General features: G+C 42.1%; 17 protein-coding genes and 1 tRNA gene. 4 read left to right on the top strand and 14 right to left on the bottom strand.

Features of this window, described 5'->3' with window-relative positions; all coding sequences use genetic code 11:
• Window positions 1-76 precede the first annotated feature (76 nt).
• The 8 genes from nrdI to add form a co-directional block, all read right to left on the bottom strand.
• Window positions 77-529, bottom strand: a complete 453-nt coding sequence (gene nrdI / locus AC4HAI_RS01260) for a class Ib ribonucleoside-diphosphate reductase assembly flavoprotein NrdI (protein ID WP_491110121.1) — start codon at window positions 527-529, stop codon at window positions 77-79.
• Window positions 530-682: 153 nt separating this feature from the next.
• Window positions 683-754: transfer RNA gene (locus tag AC4HAI_RS01255), tRNA-Arg, on the bottom strand.
• A gap of 76 nt (window positions 755-830) precedes the next feature.
• Window positions 831-1,178 carry a 50S ribosomal protein L19 gene (gene rplS / locus AC4HAI_RS01250; RefSeq protein WP_491078266.1) on the bottom strand — a complete coding sequence of 116 codons (348 nt, stop codon included), beginning with the start codon at window positions 1,176-1,178 and terminating at the stop codon, window positions 831-833.
• Between the two features lie 105 nt (window positions 1,179-1,283).
• Window positions 1,284-2,471 carry a chloride channel protein gene (locus AC4HAI_RS01245; RefSeq protein WP_491110120.1) on the bottom strand — a complete coding sequence of 396 codons (1,188 nt, stop codon included), beginning with the start codon at window positions 2,469-2,471 and terminating at the stop codon, window positions 1,284-1,286.
• Between the two features lie 20 nt (window positions 2,472-2,491).
• Window positions 2,492-2,764, bottom strand: a complete 273-nt coding sequence (locus tag AC4HAI_RS01240; protein ID WP_491078264.1) for a chorismate mutase — start codon at window positions 2,762-2,764, stop codon at window positions 2,492-2,494.
• Between the two features lie 53 nt (window positions 2,765-2,817).
• Window positions 2,818-3,504, bottom strand: a complete 687-nt coding sequence (locus tag AC4HAI_RS01235; RefSeq protein WP_491078263.1) for a VTT domain-containing protein — start codon at window positions 3,502-3,504, stop codon at window positions 2,818-2,820.
• 69 nt (window positions 3,505-3,573) lie between these two features.
• On the bottom strand, window positions 3,574-4,017 hold the full coding sequence (locus AC4HAI_RS01230) for a flavodoxin (RefSeq protein ID WP_491078262.1): 444 nt from the start codon (window positions 4,015-4,017) through the stop codon (window positions 3,574-3,576).
• 55 nt (window positions 4,018-4,072) lie between these two features.
• Window positions 4,073-5,080 (bottom strand): adenosine deaminase, encoded by a 1,008-nt coding sequence (gene add, locus AC4HAI_RS01225; protein ID WP_491078261.1) that lies wholly within the window; start codon window positions 5,078-5,080, stop codon window positions 4,073-4,075.
• Window positions 5,081-5,218: 138 nt separating this feature from the next.
• Between add and yghU the strand changes: the two genes are divergently transcribed.
• The 4 genes from yghU (at window position 5,219) to AC4HAI_RS01205 (ending at window position 8,457) form a co-directional block, all read left to right on the top strand.
• Entirely contained in the window at window positions 5,219-6,010 is a 792-nt protein-coding gene (gene yghU / locus AC4HAI_RS01220) for a glutathione-dependent disulfide-bond oxidoreductase (protein WP_491078260.1), read from the top strand.
• Window positions 6,011-6,227: 217 nt separating this feature from the next.
• Window positions 6,228-7,175, top strand: coding sequence for a DHH family phosphoesterase (locus AC4HAI_RS01215; RefSeq protein ID WP_491078259.1), 948 nt, complete (start codon window positions 6,228-6,230; stop codon window positions 7,173-7,175).
• Between the two features lie 13 nt (window positions 7,176-7,188).
• On the top strand, window positions 7,189-8,103 hold the full coding sequence (locus AC4HAI_RS01210; RefSeq protein ID WP_491078478.1) for an FAD:protein FMN transferase: 915 nt from the start codon (window positions 7,189-7,191) through the stop codon (window positions 8,101-8,103).
• Between the two features lie 111 nt (window positions 8,104-8,214).
• The gene (locus tag AC4HAI_RS01205; protein ID WP_491078258.1) at window positions 8,215-8,457 is read left to right on the top strand and encodes a type B 50S ribosomal protein L31; all 243 of its coding nucleotides are present in this window, start codon (window positions 8,215-8,217) and stop codon (window positions 8,455-8,457) included.
• A gap of 180 nt (window positions 8,458-8,637) precedes the next feature.
• Here the strand turns inward: AC4HAI_RS01205 and AC4HAI_RS01200 are convergent, their stop codons facing one another.
• From AC4HAI_RS01200 to AC4HAI_RS01175, 6 genes are all read right to left on the bottom strand, one after another.
• Window positions 8,638-11,265, bottom strand: coding sequence for a calcium-translocating P-type ATPase, PMCA-type (locus AC4HAI_RS01200; RefSeq protein ID WP_491110119.1), 2,628 nt, complete (start codon window positions 11,263-11,265; stop codon window positions 8,638-8,640).
• A gap of 418 nt (window positions 11,266-11,683) precedes the next feature.
• Window positions 11,684-13,213 (bottom strand): zinc ABC transporter substrate-binding protein AdcA, encoded by a 1,530-nt coding sequence (locus AC4HAI_RS01195; RefSeq protein ID WP_491110118.1) that lies wholly within the window; start codon window positions 13,211-13,213, stop codon window positions 11,684-11,686.
• Between the two features lie 133 nt (window positions 13,214-13,346).
• Complete coding sequence (gene whiA, locus AC4HAI_RS01190) at window positions 13,347-14,255, bottom strand: DNA-binding protein WhiA (RefSeq protein ID WP_491110116.1); 909 nt, start codon at window positions 14,253-14,255, stop codon at window positions 13,347-13,349.
• Window positions 14,252-15,229, bottom strand: coding sequence for a YvcK family protein (locus AC4HAI_RS01185; protein ID WP_491110115.1), 978 nt, complete (start codon window positions 15,227-15,229; stop codon window positions 14,252-14,254). The genes whiA and AC4HAI_RS01185 overlap by 4 nt, the downstream gene beginning before the upstream one ends.
• Window positions 15,226-16,113 (bottom strand): RNase adapter RapZ, encoded by an 888-nt coding sequence (gene rapZ, locus AC4HAI_RS01180; RefSeq protein ID WP_491110114.1) that lies wholly within the window; start codon window positions 16,111-16,113, stop codon window positions 15,226-15,228. The genes AC4HAI_RS01185 and rapZ overlap by 4 nt, the downstream gene beginning before the upstream one ends.
• A gap of 31 nt (window positions 16,114-16,144) precedes the next feature.
• Window positions 16,145-16,888, bottom strand: coding sequence for a DUF1003 domain-containing protein (locus AC4HAI_RS01175; protein ID WP_491110113.1), 744 nt, complete (start codon window positions 16,886-16,888; stop codon window positions 16,145-16,147).
• Window positions 16,889-17,027 lie beyond the last annotated feature (139 nt).

Below are 17,027 nucleotides of genomic sequence, written 5' to 3'. Positions count from 1 at the left end.
CTTCATGCACTTCAAATTTATTAACTCAGTGCAGCAATACGTCAAGAAAATAAAGGCTTTTAGCCCAGCAACCCACCTAGCTCAGATGATAGACGTCCAAAATTTTTTGTGCAATACGCTCTACATCAGCTGTCAAGCCACGCATCTCATACACATCCAAGACAGGAAAACCAAACTGCTCTGCATATTGGTAGGCAGTTAAACAAAATTGATTATTAAAATTGCGATTACCACTTCCGACAACACCTAAGCAATGCTTAGCATTATCGCCTTTAGCAATTAGATGGCGTAAGTCAGTCGTCAAAATCTCTTGATCCCCATTATCAATACCATTGCCACCTTCTAAATAAGTAGGCAAAAAAGCGATATAGTCCTCCGTCAAATCAGGATAACTCGCACCACTTTTGACCAAGTCTTTAACATCCAAAGTATCAACTGGCAATTCAGGATGATTAGAGGCAAAATGATCAACCAACTTCTGTACAAAGGCCTTAGTATTACCACTAAGACTAATATAGACAAATTTCAAAATTAGTCCCTTCTATCACAATATCTTGTGTCTCTCTTTCAATTATCACACAAGATATTGTAGCACTAGCAAGTAAGAGAAGCAAGAGTTTAATAAAAAGCTGAGTTCAACAGAAAACTCAACTTCTTCCATAGTCACTGACTACCAATCTCATATCCCCTGCCGGAATCGAACCAGCAACTGCTCCTTAGGAGGGAGATGTTATATCCATTTAACTAAGGGGACTTATGAAAAAACCTGTCCATCAAGGGACAGATTCTCATGCCATTAATGGTTTAGAAACAGAAATCTCTAAACTAAATTAACGGCGGATTTCTTTGATACGTGCAGCCTTACCTTGAAGAGCACGTAGGTAGTACAATTTAGCACGACGTACCTTACCATAACGAGTGACTTCAATCTTGTCAACACGTGGGGTATGAATTGGGAAAGTACGTTCCACACCGATACCACTAGAAATCTTACGAACAGTATACATTTCTGATATGCCTTGTCCTTTACGAGAAATAACAACACCTTCAAAGACCTGAATACGTTCACGATTTCCTTCGACAACCTTAGCGTGAACACGAACAGTGTCACCAGGACGGAAATCAGGAATATCAGTGCGCAATTGACTTTCAGTCAAACTTTGGATTAATGGATTCATTTAAAATTCTCCTATCTTACTAATCATAGGTGCCTTGTCCCAGCGGATTAGCCGTTTTATTCATGCATGTCCATTACACACGCATAAAATCATTCTACCCTATCATCAACGTTTTTGCAAGCTATAAATGCTAGTTTTATGTCCCAAACTATAAGCAACAGCTGCTACAAGAATAAAATAAGGAAGATTAGCAAATCCAAATACCTCTCCCCCAATAAAAATTGGCGCCAACAGCGTATTGGTGGCTGATCCAAATACAACAGCATAGCCGAGAGCTGCTACCAGCATCACCGGTAAGCCCCAGAATCCTGCTAAGACAACACCCAAAGTAGCTCCTATGGCAAACAATGGTGTCACTTCTCCGCCTTGAAAACCAGCTGACAGAGTCAATACTGTCAATACCAACTTAACCAGCCAGTCCCATAGATAGACCTGCTGAGTCTCAAAACTAAAACCAATCAAATTAGTTCCCAGTCCTGCATATCTCCCCTGCCATAAGGCGTAGAGAAGGATGCTCAAAACTATACTAATCAGTAGGATACGGTGATAAGGATTAGACAAACGCTGACTGACAAATTTTTTTGACCAAGCTAAACTGAAAGCAAAGGCTCTACCAACTAAACCAAAGCAAAGACCAAGAAGGGCCAATTTAAGCCATAGCATAGGGGTCTCTTTTAGATGAAGAGACAAAAATACTGAAAATTTCTCCAAACCAAGACTATGCGAGGTAAAACTAGCACTCAAAGAAGCTATTAAAGCAGGCAGCAAAGCCTCTACTGCTAACTGACCAACTACCAGGACTTCTAAAGCAAAGAAAGTCGCAGCTAGAGGGGTCTGAAAAAGACCTGCAAAACCAGCTGCCATACCTGCAACTAAAAAGATTCTAGAAGCATCCTGATAGGGCAGATGTCTACCTACCCAGTGAGACAGGCTAGCACCGATCTGTACGGCAACACCTTCCCTGCCGGCACTCCCTCCAAATAAATGCGTCAGCCAAGTGCTAATCATTACCAAAGGAATCAGTATAACTGGAATCTTTTCACGCTTACGCTGTCCTGCCTCAAATAACAGTCCCATTCCTTTCTGACTCTCTCCACCAAAGCGCTGATAGAGCCACACACTGACAAGACCAGCCAAGGCTAAAAAAGGCAGCAGAACGGAGATATGCTGATCACGATAATCACCAATAGCCAGCAAAACTCGACCAAAAATCATGTCAATTACCCCAGTCACCACACCAATAATCAGAGATAAAAAAAGGTAGGACGACCATTTTTTCAATTGTAAAACCATCAAACGCCTCTTTCCCTTAGCTATCGATCCTTAAGGACACTCGTTTGATAAGCTCTAGAATGCCTCATCATATCAACAAAAGTATCAACAATATAGGGTCTATAGCTTACATTACATACACGCTCAGAGACTTTTGCTAACACCTCTTCCTCTCTAGCATGGTCAAGTATCGCCTTACCTGTTTCACGCTTATAAGCCGCTACCTGTGACACCAAGTCCATTCGCTTTTCAATGAGCCTAACCAATTCTGAGTCAGTTTGGTCAATCTCTTGTCTAATCGCCACTAAATCCATAAAATCCTCCCTAGAATGATTGAAAAAATTATAGCAAAAAAAACCTAGTAAAACTAGGTCTTTATACGCTTTATCATGATTTTGACCAATAGATAGCTCAATACTACAAACAATAAAATAAAGAATAGTCGTTTGATATTTCCCCTAATAATAGCATCGCCGCCAAAAGCGTAAAGACAACTAGTAGGAAAGACGCCAATCAATACACTCACCAGCCAATACCTTGTTTCTAAATGACCCTTGATGACAAGATAATTAACCAAAAGGGTCGGAAATATAGGAACCATATAGCCAATACAAATAGCCAAATAAGGCTCATTGATCCGCTCCAAGATAGCTAACTTATCTGTAAAGGCTTGTTCGTGCCCAACTAAGCTAATCTTTCTTAATACCAGAATCATCAACCAGTTTCCAAGGATGTTGGCTAAAAGATTCATGACCAAGGCCAACCAAGGCCCAAAAACAATACCATTAAAAATCGCTAGAAGGCCATTGGATAAAAAAGGAACAGCCGAGCCCATAGCGGTTAATAGAATCAGAACGCAAAAATCAATCAGGTTAGCCTTTGAAAGATGGTGAGCCAGATTTTGAAAATCTCTATCCAAATGGCTATAGCTCACAATCACCTCCCAATAACGACTGAGCACAAACCCCACATACAAGAGAACAAAGATCAAGGCCAACCAGGCCAGCAGACGCCTCAAAAAAGGCTCCCCCAACTCTCTATGTCCCTTTTTCATGCCTACCACCCTTCTAGCACAAATACCATCAAAAAAGATTGGAACGTAAACTCCAATCCCACCTCATCATTATCCTACTTGGGCAGATAAGCTCTCTGCAAAGGATTCAAGATTTTCGATATCTTCATCTTCAGCAGAGAGATCTACCTTGACAGAGTCTGCCCCTTTTGTAGCACCAGTCCTAGCAAACTGCTCATCGAACTCATCAACGGATTTACAAAAATAATCATAGAAGGTATCTCCAGAGCCAACGACACCATAAATCTTACCTGACAAATCAAGATCACCCAGATCTTCATAAAAATCAACAATCTCATCTGGTAAGTCTCCATCGCCGTAGGTATAGGTCGCCACAATAACGATGTCCGCATCCTCAAAGTCCACAGCATCAACTGTCGTACACTCATCGACGTCGACCGTATGACCGAGCTCTTGTAGTTTTTCTGCTACAATATCAGCAACCTCTTCGGTATTACCAGTCATACTCGCATAAACAATCTTAGCTAAAGCCATAGTTTCCTCCATATAATCAAGTGATTTGATTATATCACAAAAAAATTGCTTCCGCTCATAGATAAGGCTTGTAGGCCTCTACCAACCTATCTTGAAGCACTTTTTTCTCCCGTTCGGAAACAAAGGCAGCCTCTAAAGCATTTTGATTAAATCTTAGAAAATCGGATATCTCAGTTCCAAAGTGATGGTGAAACAGACTGTATTCCTTTGACAAGTTTGTATCAGACACTGTTCGGTTATCTGTATTAATCGTAATCTTAGCTCCTGCCTCATAGAGCGCCTGATAAGGATAGTCCGACAAGCTGGCAACTGCCCTAGTCTGCAAATTACTAGTCAAACACATCTCAGCAACTGCTCCTTGAGAGACAAAGTCTTGAATGATATCTGGATGATGCGCAATCGCTGCCACATGCCCCATACGTTTGATCCCAAGACTTAAGGTTTGACTGACATGCTCTGGACAACGACATTCTCCAGCATGAAGGGTCATCGGATACCCTAACGCTTGAACGTCCTGGATCAAGGCTTTTATTTTAGCTGGTGGAAAGCCATGTTCATCACCAGCAAAATCAAAGCCAGCAAACCCTTTGGGTGCGTACTCTGCTATCGCTGACAAAATATCCCGTGTGACAGCAGGATCAGATTGACGCATCCCACAGACCAAAGCACGAGACACAATACCAAATTCATCCTGAGCCCGCTTGAGACCAGTCAAAACACCATCCAAGGTTTCAGTCGCCTTCAATCCCCGATCCATAGAAAACTCAGGCGCATAGCGAACCTCCATATAGATAACATTTTCCTTAGCAGCCTGTCTCGCCACATCATAAGCGGCAAGTGCCAAAGCTTCCTTAGTTTGAAGAAGGGGCCTGATAAAATCAAATGTTTTGAGATAGTCCATGAGATCTTGGCAATCGGATGGAGCTGTCACTAGCGCTTTTAAAGCATCATCAGACTCTGGAAGAGAACGATCGGCCATCTGGGCCAACTGTCTAATAGCATCTAAAGATAAGGAACCATCCAAATGGCAGTGCAGTTCGGTCTTAGCTAGTGATTGAAACATGTCTAATCTCCTTTAAAATATTTTTCCTATCTTATCACAACTAAGCAAAAATTCAAGACCTAGATCGATCAATTTTTTGAAATCATGACCGTATTTTGGTAGCATAAGGCCATAACTAAAATAATTGGAGGTAAGACCATGTCTGACTACAAACTGCCTGAAGTTTGGGAAAATCCATCCAGTATTGGGGGCGCTTGGGGATCGATCAATCAACCGACTGCTGGAGCTCGCTTCGATCAAACACTTCCTAAAGGAGAACACCCCTTCCAACTTTATTCCTTAGGGACTCCTAATGGGATCAAGGCGACCATTATGCTTGAAGAGCTAAAAGAATTGGGAATTGCTGAGGCTGCTTACAATCTTTACAAAATTTCCATCAGTGATGGGGATCAGTTTGGTTCTGACTTTGTCGCTATTAACCCTAACTCTAAAATCCCAGCCCTCTTAGACCTATCAGGTGACAAGCCTGTCCGAGTCTTTGAATCTGCTAATATCCTCCTTTATCTAGCAGATAAATTTGATCAGCTCATTCCAAAAGATCCAGCTGAACGCAATGAGGTCCTCAACTGGCTCTTCTGGCAAACAGGAGCTGCCCCATTCCTTGGAGGTGGATTTGGCCACTTCTTCCACTATGCACCCGAAAAAATCGAGTATGCCATCAACCGCTTCGCCATGGAAGCCAAGCGTCAGCTTGATCTTTTAGATAAAGAATTAGCCAACAAGCCTTATATCGCAGGCGACAACTACACCATCGCCGATATAGCCATCTGGTCTTGGTATGGCCGCCTTGCTCAAGATAAAATCTGGGACCGTGCAGGAATCTTCCTCAATGTCGCAGAATACAAAAATCTACAGGCCTGGACAAAGAAAATTGCGGAACGTCCAGCTGTTAAACGTGGACTAGAAGCAGAGTATAAGGATATTCATTAAAACTCTTCTAAAGAGAGTGGGACTCAATCAGTAAACCGTGAAAAAAAATCACGGTTTTAATTTTGTTGTCCCAGGCTCTTTTTTTTCCATACTTTAGCTTATGGTATAATGTGCATAGCAGTCATGCCTATATCAGCAATAGGTCTAGTTTTATCACTGACTTGCACTGCGTTTTTCTGCTACCTCCTGTGTAGAATTAGAAAGGTTAAATCTTGCTATGTCAACATTTAAAAATATTTTAGAGACCATCAAATCCTACAATACCATCATCATCCACCGCCACCAAAGGCCTGATCCGGACGCCCTAGGCAGTCAGCTAGGGCTGCGGGAAATTTTGCGTCATAATTTTCCTGATAAAGCTGTGCTAGCAACGGGCAGTGACGAACCGAGCTTAGGCTGGCTGGGCAAGATGGATACTGTTGACGACAGTACCTATCAAGAAGCTCTAGTCATCGTGACAGACACTGCCAACACACCTCGCATTGATGATGACCGCTACACTAGGGGAAAATTTCTCATAAAAATTGACCATCATCCCAACGAAGATCCTTATGGTGATATACTCTATGTTGATACCCAAGCCTCTTCAGCCAGCGAAATCATCACTGATTTTGCCCAAGAAACTGATCTTAAGCTGACCGATGAGGCGGCTCGCCTCCTTTATGCTGGTATTGTTGGCGATACTGGCCGCTTTCTCTACGACGCTACCAGCCCTAAAACATTGAAAATTGCAGCTAACTTGCGGGCATTTGACTTTGATTTTGCAGCTATTTCTCGTCAAATGGACAGTTTTAGCTTTAAAATCGCTAAACTTCAAGGCTATATATTTGACCACCTTCAAGTCGATCAAAACGGTGCTGCTAGAGTGACCCTGACGCGTGACATACTGGATAAATTTCAGGTCACAGAAGCTGAAAGCTCTGCCATCGTAGGGAGCCCAGGAAAAATTGATAGCGTTCAATCTTGGGCAATTTTTGTCGAGCAGCCTGAGGGGCATTATCGTGTTCGCCTGCGCAGTAAAAAAGCTGTCATCAATGACATTGCCAAACGCCACGATGGCGGGGGACATCCACTGGCTAGCGGAGCCAATTCTTACAGCTTAGAAGAAAACGAACAAATCTATAAGGAAATCAAGGAGACCTTAGCCAGTGCCACTTCGCACTAGGGAAATCAAGCTCATGGGCACCCACATCCAGATGAGCATCTACCATCAAGATCCAGAGCCTATCCTAGATGAAGGAGTGCGTCTACTCCATCTCTATAACCAGCGCTTCTCGGCCAATGATCCTCAGTCTGAGTTATCAGTGATCAACCAAAAAGCCGGTCTAGAAGCTGTATCTGTCCACTCTGAACTGTTTGAGCTGATCTCACTTGGAAAGAAACATAGCCTAGCTCCAGACAGCTGGCTTAACATCTCACTTGGTCCCTTAGTACAGACCTGGCGTATCGGCTTTGCTGATGCCAAAGTGCCCAGCCAAGACGATCTCACCAAAAGTCTCTCTTTGACCGATCCTGCAGATATCCTACTCCACCCCCATAATCAGAGCGTATTTCTTAAAAAAACTGGTATGAAAATAGATCTCGGTGCTATAGCCAAAGGCTACATTGCCGATCAGATCATCAAGCGCTTTAAATCACTAGGTGCCCCTGCTGGATTGATCAATCTCGGTGGCAATGTATTGACCTTTGGACCTGCTTATCACAGTCTAGACCATCTCTGGCGAGTCGGTCTGCAAGATCCTCAGCTTCCTAGAGGAAACCACCTAGTAACCCTGGCTATCAGAGATCAATCAGTGGTCACCTCAGGTACCTATGAACGCTACCTGAAAGATGGCAGCAGAAACTACCATCATATCTTGGATAAAAAAACAGGTTATCCTATCCAATCTCCCATTCGTAGCCTGACCATCATCTCAACAAATTCAATCGATGGAGACATCTGGACCAGCCGACTCTTTGGTGCAAAGATTGAGACCATCCTTAGCCAAGCTCAGCATAGAAAATTTGGCGCCATTGTGGTCACCAAGAAACAGCAAGTCCTCGCAAATTCTTTAGCCAAATCATACATTCTTCCAACCTCTAAAATCAGGTGAACTCAGATTTTCTTTAGCAAAAGCCTTGCCAAAAACTCATAACTTTGTTAAAATGAAGAAGTTATTAACTATGGCTTAGAAAAGCTATGGCAGAAAGGAATTTGTTTTAACATGAAAAAAGATATCCATCCAGAGTATCGTCCAGTTGTTTTCCTTGATACAACTACTGGCTACCAATTTCTTAGCGGCTCAACAAAAGCTTCTAACGAAACTGTAGAATTTGAAGGGGAAACTTATCCATTGATCCGTGTCGAAATCTCATCAGATTCACACCCATTCTACACTGGACGTCAAAAATTTACACAAGCAGACGGACGTGTCGACCGTTTCAACAAAAAATACGGTCTCAAATAAGATTATCATTCATGATGATAATAACCCTGATTTATTCTATAATATCAAGGTTGTTAAAGACGCAAGGCATTATGTCTTGCGTCTTTTTTGTCTTTTCAATTCTACTATTTCTATCAATAAACCAAAAAAACAGGACAGAAAATCAATCATTCGAAGAATTTGATTTCTGTCCCATTCTTTTTATGACTTAGATTGGCGATAAATTTTGATCATCAACTTACGAAGAAAATCAAATGGAATCACAGCCAAACTCAAGATAAAGGCATAGAGATAATGCTTAAGATCCATTGGTGTTGTCGACATAAAGGCACCACCAAACTGGACTAATAGAGATTGACCAATAAAGATACCACCGATAATCCACAGGAAGCGCTGATTCTGCCCAATATCTTCCAAAAGATTAAAGGTTTCACTGCGGGTATTGAAACTATTAACCAAAATAGTATAGACAAAGGTGGAGAACATAAAGGTAGATGTCTCTAAAGGCGTGTGCAGATCTAGCACCTTATGCATGCCTAGAAGATCTGTCAAGGTCAAAATAGCAATAATAGTGATATAGAGAGCTGCAAATCCGATAGCGCTCATCATATATCTTGTCAAGATATTAGCACTGCGCCTGATCGGTTTCTCCTTAAGATAGCGCTTGAGAGCAGGCTCCAAAGCAAAGGCCAGAGCCGCGAGAGTATCCATGATGAGATTGATCTCCAAAACCTGAACAATAGTAAATGGTTCCCTAAAGCCAAACAGAGGTCCTAAGACAGACATGGCTAGGGTGGAAACATTTACCGTCAACTGAAATATTAGGAACTTTTGAACCGTCTTGGTCATGGTACGTCCATAAAGGATAGCTGTCAAAATAGTGTTAAAAGAATTATTAACAAGAACCATGTCACTAGCAGACTGAGCTGTCTGTGTCCCATCACCCAGGGCAAATCCGACATCAGCAGCTCTCAAAGCAGCAGCATCATTGACACCATCCCCCGTCATTCCAACAACCATATCAAGATCTTGAGCCAACTGTACTAGACGCTTCTTATCCATGGGAAGCGCACGCGCCACAACTCTCAATTTCGGCAAGATTTCCTTGACTTTCTGGTCAGATAAATTCTCTAACTCTGTGTGCGTCAGGACAATCTCTTCATCACTAGTCAAGATACCAGCATCTTTAGCAATGGCAACTGCTGTTTCCTTACGATCCCCCGTTACCATCACAACTTGAACACCAGCTTCGTTGGCTTGCCTGATCACCTCTGGCAGACCTGGGCGAACATTATCACGCATACAGATACCAGCAACCAAGATATTCTTGTCCTCTACAATCTTAAGGACTGCTAAGACACGCATAGCTCGATTGGCTTGTGAGTCAGATCCTGCGATAAATGCTTTTTGGATCTCAGCTGTAAAGGGCTGTACTTGTCCAGCAGCATCCAAATAGTGGGTGATCTCAACAGGCAGAAATTCAGGAGCTCCCTTGAGATAAGTCACACCATCTTCAGTTGTCACAGAGGCAAATTTCTTAGCTGAGTCAAAGAGTTCTTTATCAACGATCTGATCTCGATCAAAGTCAGTCAGCTGCTGCTGATATAGAAAGGTCATAAGGGTATTGTCAGTCGGATTAGAGCCAGTTCCTTGCTCATTATAGATGTAAGCATCATTATTGAGCCCAACAGCCTGACTGAGCACCTCAAGATAAGGATCTTCTAATTCTGACAGCTGCTGATGATCACTTCCGTCCTCACGTGTGAAAATATGACCATCCCCCAGCAAAAGATCAACCACTTCCATCTTACCTGTCGTAATCGTCCCTGTTTTATCAGAAAATTGCAGATTCATATAGCCTGCTGTCTCAATGGACTCAGTATTACGCACAAGAATAGATTCTTTGAGCAAGCGCTTAGAGTTCATACCGCCAACCATGGAAGTCATCATGGGTAAGCCCTCTGGCACAGCCATAATAACAATGGTCACAGCATACATACCAATCGATAAAAGGATAGCTAGCCAGGCAGCTAGATCCATAGAAGGAGATCCTACAAGGGCCTGAACAAGGGTAATCACCACATAAAGAATAGCTGTTCCTGTCCCCAATACCCCTATCTGTTTAGCTAATCTAGCTAGTTTAGCATTAGATGGTGAAACCTTGGTATCTTCTTGGAGAGAAGTATTGATAGAACCAATCATAGTCTCATCTCCAATAGTATCAGCCACCATATAGGCTTCACCTTCAAGAACATTAGACCCTCTGAGCAAAAGGTACTCATTAAAAGTATCTTGTGACTCTGGTCTAGGAGCATCTCCAAGAGCCACCTTCTTAGCAGGCTCTGACTCACCATTCAGACTCGCCTGGTCAACCTTGATCCTTCCGTCAAGGATATAGCCATCTGCAGGGATCTGATCCCCAGCACGTAATTTAATAACATCGCCCTTAACGATATCATCAATCATGACCTCAGCCATCTGTCCATTACGAACGACATTAGTCATAATCTTACCAGCCTTCATTTGCAGCTTAGCAAATTCTTTCTGGTTAGAATATTCTGATTGTGTCGCAAATCCTGAAGCTAATGCAATCGCAACAACCAAGGAAACAACTTCATACCAGTTAGCCTCATGGGGCTGGAGAATGTTAATAACAACTTTCAGAGCCAAACCAGCAATCAAAATCAAGAGCCAAATATCCTTGAGACTATCCAAGTAAATCTCAAGGAGGGTTGCCTCCTTTTTTTCTGAGAGGGCATTGGTGCCCCCCGTCTCACGTGAACGTAAGACCTCATCATCTGTCAAACCATTGATATGTTTTTTTGACACAATTTTCTCCTTTACTATACATAGTGCATAATTCACTATAATATCGTTTAACAAGATGGATAGATCATCCATCACCAGCAGTGACTATCAATCACTTCAGCAAGCTCATCTGCACAGCATAAAACAGCCAAATCAACTCACTAACAAAATCAATATGAGATCCCTTCTTAGCAAGTTTTCAAATCGGCAAATACCTGAGCAGCTGATCTCTCCAGTATCAGATAAGTCTTATAACAAATTGTAACAAAAATACCGTCAAATGTAACGCTAAACGCTGGGATCGATCAGTCTGAGTTAGAAAAGCAGCGCAACCAAATCTTGACAAGAGATCAATTAAGTAAGATGGCAAAACTTTCAATTTAATAAGTCCATAACAAGACAAAGAGGCAGGACCTGTATCCTAACCTCTCTTGTTAGATTAACCATGAGCGACCATATCCTGACCTATATCAAAGCTTGACATATCTGATGGATAATAGGTAGGCCAATGCTCTAATTCCTTATAGAGCGCTTCCTGACTATCCCCTCCCCAGTAGAGATGGTAATGACTACTGGCTGTATCTGTAATCGTATGGTCACTAAATTGAACATACTTAAATTCTCCTGCATTTTTTTCCTTAGCTTCAAAAATATAGCGGACACCACGGTTTCCTTTTTCATAAGTTAAAACCTTATGCCCCTTATTTTCGTAAGTATAAGTATAGGTCTTATCCCCTTTTGTAAAGCTGATTTGACTAGTCTTACCGTCAATTTTAATCTTGCTGACATCCGTCTTATAGCCAGTTGTGTAATAGTTTTTATAGTCTTTTGCCGATTGATCCTTATTGAGTTTAGCCTTATAATCCCAAACCTGATCTAGGCTACCATCCTCTAAATAAGGATAGACTGACTGCCATCTGCCACTCCAATTGCTCAAGGGACGATTTTTTATCTGACTATCTTTAAAATAGCCATTAGCCACTGTCTTTTCTTCTTCTTTTTTAGGCTGCGCCTTCTTAGCTTTAAGATCGGTAGACTTTTTCAAGGCTGCAAGATTCTTGCGCATGACGCTGATATAGTCCTCTCCTTTGTCCATTTGCTCTTGAGATAGACTTTCCAAAGGATTAAGCGTCAAAGTTTTCACTCCCGCTTCTTTAGCTAGAGTATTAGAAAGATTGGAGGAAGCATTCTCTTCAAAGTAAACATAGTTTAAACCATATTCTTTAACTTGTTGACTCAACTGAGCGATCCGCTGCGAGGATGGATCCCCTTCACCAGAAATACCATTGATAGCGATTTGTTCCAAGCCATAGTCCAGAGCCAAATAACTAAAAGCAGTATGCTGGGTAATAAATGTTTTTTGCTTAGCTGCTGCAAAAGTCTTTTGATAGTCCTTATCCAGCTGATCCAACTGCGCTAAATAGTGTTCTGTATTTTTCTTAAAGACAGCTGCCTTATCTGGAAAGGCTTTAACCAGCTGATCACTAAGCTCTTGCACTAGCATTTTTGAACGATAAGGTGATAACCATACATGAGGATCATAAGCATGGTGGTGCCCTGACTCACTATGAGAATGATCATGTTCTGCTTCTGAACCTGGCAGCAAGAGCATGTCTCCACTTGCTTGGATAATCTGTGTTTCCTTACTATCGATATTTTTACGAACCTGACCTGCCCACGTTTCCATATTGTCATTTTCATAGATAAAGGCATCAGCATCCTGTATATTAGCAATATCTTTGGTAGATGGAGAGAATTCGTGAGGTTCGGTACCTGCCTGAATAAGAAGGTCTACATCTGCATCATCACCGACTATTTCTTTTGTAAAAGCATAAACGGGATAAAAGCTCGTCACCAATCTCGGCTTATCTGAATGTTTAGCCTGTTGATTGCGAACCCAACTCCCTATAAAAACAGCCAATACAGCGACCAACAAGGTCGAAAAGGTAATCATTTGTTTTTTAGTCATAAAAAACCTCTCTAAAATACTTTACCGGTTAAGTATATCACATTAAAAGATTAGGTCAAGTGATAAAAATTAAGATGAAGATGATAAAAGCACCTAGAGATTTTCTCTAAGTGCCATGCTAGTCGCTGAAAGTTTAGAGATCTTCAGCGATCTTATTAATTTTCCTCAAGCGATGATTGACGCCACTCTTAGTCAAATTGTCAATACTATCAGCAATTTGCTGAATAGAATAATCAGGATTATCAATCCGAATGCGTGCCACTTGCTGAAGCTCTGGAGCAAGGACATCCAAACCAACAGTATCCATGATCTTAACGATATTGTTGATCGTTTTCATACTAGCATTGACCGTTCTTGCAATATTAGCTGTTTCTGCATTGTTCGCACGATTAAGATCATTTCTAGCTTCACGAAGAACCTTAATTTCTTCAAAGGTATCCTTAGCTGCCATAGCTCCAATAACAATCAGAAAATCCATGATATCTTCTGCTTTCTGGAGGTAGGTCACCGCACCATTTTTATGCTCAATGACCTTGGCATCCAGCATAAACTTGTGCATCAGCTGAGCTAGATCCTCTGCATGATCCTGATAAACCGAAAAAATTTCTAGTTGATATTTACCTGATTCAGGGTCTCGGATTGACCCATTGGCCAAAAAAGCACCGCGCAGATAAGTTCGACCTGCTTGGTCGGAGTTCAAAACTCTCTGGTCAATACCGGTTTCAATACCAAAAAAAGAATCAGCTAACTGCAGGTCAGTTAAAATCTTCTCCACATCCGTCTCAAGAACAACTGTATAAACACGATTCTTCTTGAGATTGTTTTTTTGATGGTAACGAATATCGGGATGACTGTGATAGAATCGCTCTAAAAGCGCATAAATGTGTCGGGCAATCTTGGCATTTTCAGTCAAAATAGACAGAGTTAAGCCCTGACTCGTCAGGCCCAAGCTCCCAGACATCTTGATAAAAGCTGACAACTGACTGCGATCGGCATCATCTAGAGAAAGGACTTCTTCTTTCACACTAGTGGTAAAACTCATCTAGCCCTCCTTTGCGCCAAGCGCATAAGCTCTTCGACCACACCTTCACCATAATGAAAGGCCCCTCCATTTTCCAAGCGTAAGAAATTAGAGGAAATCACGCGCTTAACCAAGCGTGACAAGCCTGCAAAATCATGCTCGACCTGGACTAGATATTCATCAAATTTATTGCTATCCATATAGTCTTTAGGAACAGGCTCGACATTGACCAACACCGTATCAATCACATCTGCCCCCAGATGACGATTGAGAACAGCCACATGATCAGCATCACTAAACTGCTCTGTCTCCCCATACTGAGTCATAATATTGCACACATAAGCAACCTCAGCCGGCGTATCAAGCAGAGCCTGCTTGATCTCTGGAATAACCAGATTGGGTAAAATAGAAGTAAATAATGAACCAGGACCAAGGACGATCATATCGCTTTCCATAATAGACTGAACAACCTTACGACTAGCCCTTGGCTGCTCATGATTGTAACTATTAGTCACAAAGACATGATCAATCATGCCCTTATAAGAGGCGATACTAGACTCCCCTACTACTTCATGCCCATCCTTAAAGACGGCATGCAGAGTCAAGGCTTCCTCACTAGCTGGATAAATTTTACCCGTCGTGTGAAAGAATTCGCTCAGAATTTGCATGGCATGGTAAGTAGAACCTTGCATTTCCGAAATCCCGGCAATGATCAGATTTCCCAACGGATGACCAGCCAGAGCCCCATCATCCTCGTTAAAACGATATTGGAAAATCTTTTCATAAAATTTTGGCATATCACTCATTGCAACCAAGACATTGCGCAGATCCCCTGGCGGCGTCATCTGCATAGCTGAGCGTAGCTCACCAGATGATCCCCCATCGTCAGCTACAGTCACAATAGCTGTAATATCAACATCTTTATGCCGTAGACTATTGAGGATAACAGGAATACCTGTCCCTCCCCCAATAACAGTAATCTTTGGTTTTCTCATGAGCGATTCACCGTTTCTTTTCGACGATCCTTATCGCGATGACTCTCATTGACGATCCAGTCTTTACTGAGTTCCTCAGCCAAGCGATGCACAAAGGCAACACTGCGGTGTTGACCACCCGTACAGCCCATGGCAATGGTCAAAACAGACTTCCCTTCTGACTGATAAGCCGGCAATATAGGCTTTAGTAAGCTCACTAGATTTTGATAAAAAGATTCAGCTTCCTCGCTTCCCATAACATAGGACCTAACTGGTTGATCCAGGCCTGTCTGCTCACGTAGGTCTGATCGATAATAAGGATTGGGTAAAAAGCGAACATCAAAAACCAAATCAGCGTCCAAGGGCAGACCATATTTAAAACCAAAACTCATAACTTCGATACGAAAGCTAGCCGTGTCAGAAGTTGAGGAAAATTGATCTGTAATTGCCTTGCGCAACTGTCTTGGAGTCAGCTCGGTCGTATCGATAACATGTTGACTGAGACTTTTAAGAGGGGCTAAAAGCTCACGCTCCAACTCAATACCATCCATAACTCTACCAGCTGCTGCCAAAGGATGACTACGCCTGGTTTCCTTATAACGAGCCACCAACTCACCATCAGTGGCATCTAAGAAGAGCACTTTAAAATCAATCGAGGCATTGCGGTCTAACTCTTCCAAGATATTGGTAATCTCTTTAAAAAACAAGCGACTACGCATATCAACGACTAAGGCAACCTTATTATTAGTATCACTTTGACCGACTAACTCCATAAACTTAGGAACCAGTGTCGGTGGCATATTATCAATCGTAAAATACCCCATATCCTCGAATGATTGGATGGCAACCGTCTTACCAGCGCCACTCATTCCAGTGACAATCACAAGATGAATCGTTTGTGTCATGATTTCCTCCTTCTATCCAATGCTTCACAAATTAATCGTCTCTACTCTTCAGACTATCCGTCGTTCGCTGAAGCAAATCCAACTGTTGGAGAATAGCTGCCAGCATTTCTGTTTGCAGCTGCTGAACCTCTAATAAATCGGACTGATCCTGCTGCACCAAATGGTCAATCTTCGTGTGCAAGAGACGCACCCCCTCTTCAGAGCTCTGATTGACACGATAGTCATTCTTAGCCTGGAGCCGATCGTAGTCTGACGCCCTGTTTTGACTCATCATAATCAAAGGAGCTTGAATAGCGGCTAGAGTCGACAAAGCGAGATTCAGTAAAATAAAGGGGTAGGCATCAAAGTCTATACCGAATGGCTTAACGATATTCACGCCCATCCACAGCCCCATAAAGATGATAAAGCTGATGATAAAGGTCCAAGAGCCTCCAAAACGAGCGACACCATCAGCTACTTTTTGTCCAAATGTCACTTTCTGATCGAGCACTTCCTGAATATTCATGGGCTCATAATGACTATTTTTTGTCACATCATAAACCGTCTCACGAACATACTCATTTTTAAGCTGGGCTCGCTCTATCGTCAAGCGAAGCCAAGCCAAACGATAGGGCAAGAGATTGGCATGGCTGATAAAATCATCCGCAGACAACTGAGGATAATCTTTTCTCAATAACTTCTGCAAACGGCTATCCATCTCAGACACAGTCATTCCTTCAACTAAACGATACGTTTTATGATCAAGTGCATCTTCAACAAGTACTTCTTTAGGCATAACTCCTTCTTTCCAGGCTCTATTATAGCACACTTTCCTTCTCATAAAGACAAGTAAAAGAGCCTGGCTAAGCTAGGCTCTTAATCCTTTAGATAAGCAATAACTTCGATTTTGACTTTGACGTCTATGAAATGATAGA

Source organism: Streptococcus sp. ALY_208, from assembly GCF_058314295.1.
The sequence above is the reverse complement of the archived record's forward strand: the minus strand, read 5'-3'. Positions and strand labels throughout refer to the sequence as shown.

Coding starts and splice junctions, on each gene's coding strand:
- rplS (WP_491078266.1), bottom strand. CDS start 1,178: ATGAATCCATTAATCCAAAGTTTGACTGAAAGTCAATTGCGCACTGAT.
- AC4HAI_RS01245 (WP_491110120.1), bottom strand. CDS start 2,471: ATGGTTTTACAATTGAAAAAATGGTCGTCCTACCTTTTTTTATCTCTG.
- AC4HAI_RS01240 (WP_491078264.1), bottom strand. CDS start 2,764: ATGGATTTAGTGGCGATTAGACAAGAGATTGACCAAACTGACTCAGAA.
- AC4HAI_RS01235 (WP_491078263.1), bottom strand. CDS start 3,504: ATGAAAAAGGGACATAGAGAGTTGGGGGAGCCTTTTTTGAGGCGTCTG.
- AC4HAI_RS01230 (WP_491078262.1), bottom strand. CDS start 4,017: ATGGCTTTAGCTAAGATTGTTTATGCGAGTATGACTGGTAATACCGAA.
- add (WP_491078261.1), bottom strand. CDS start 5,080: ATGTTTCAATCACTAGCTAAGACCGAACTGCACTGCCATTTGGATGGT.
- yghU (WP_491078260.1), top strand. CDS start 5,219: ATGTCTGACTACAAACTGCCTGAAGTTTGGGAAAATCCATCCAGTATT.
- AC4HAI_RS01215 (WP_491078259.1), top strand. CDS start 6,228: ATGTCAACATTTAAAAATATTTTAGAGACCATCAAATCCTACAATACC.
- AC4HAI_RS01210 (WP_491078478.1), top strand. CDS start 7,189: ATGGGCACCCACATCCAGATGAGCATCTACCATCAAGATCCAGAGCCT.
- AC4HAI_RS01205 (WP_491078258.1), top strand. CDS start 8,215: ATGAAAAAAGATATCCATCCAGAGTATCGTCCAGTTGTTTTCCTTGAT.
- AC4HAI_RS01195 (WP_491110118.1), bottom strand. CDS start 13,213: ATGACTAAAAAACAAATGATTACCTTTTCGACCTTGTTGGTCGCTGTA.
- whiA (WP_491110116.1), bottom strand. CDS start 14,255: ATGAGTTTTACCACTAGTGTGAAAGAAGAAGTCCTTTCTCTAGATGAT.
- AC4HAI_RS01185 (WP_491110115.1), bottom strand. CDS start 15,229: ATGAGAAAACCAAAGATTACTGTTATTGGGGGAGGGACAGGTATTCCT.
- rapZ (WP_491110114.1), bottom strand. CDS start 16,113: ATGACACAAACGATTCATCTTGTGATTGTCACTGGAATGAGTGGCGCT.
- AC4HAI_RS01175 (WP_491110113.1), bottom strand. CDS start 16,888: ATGCCTAAAGAAGTACTTGTTGAAGATGCACTTGATCATAAAACGTAT.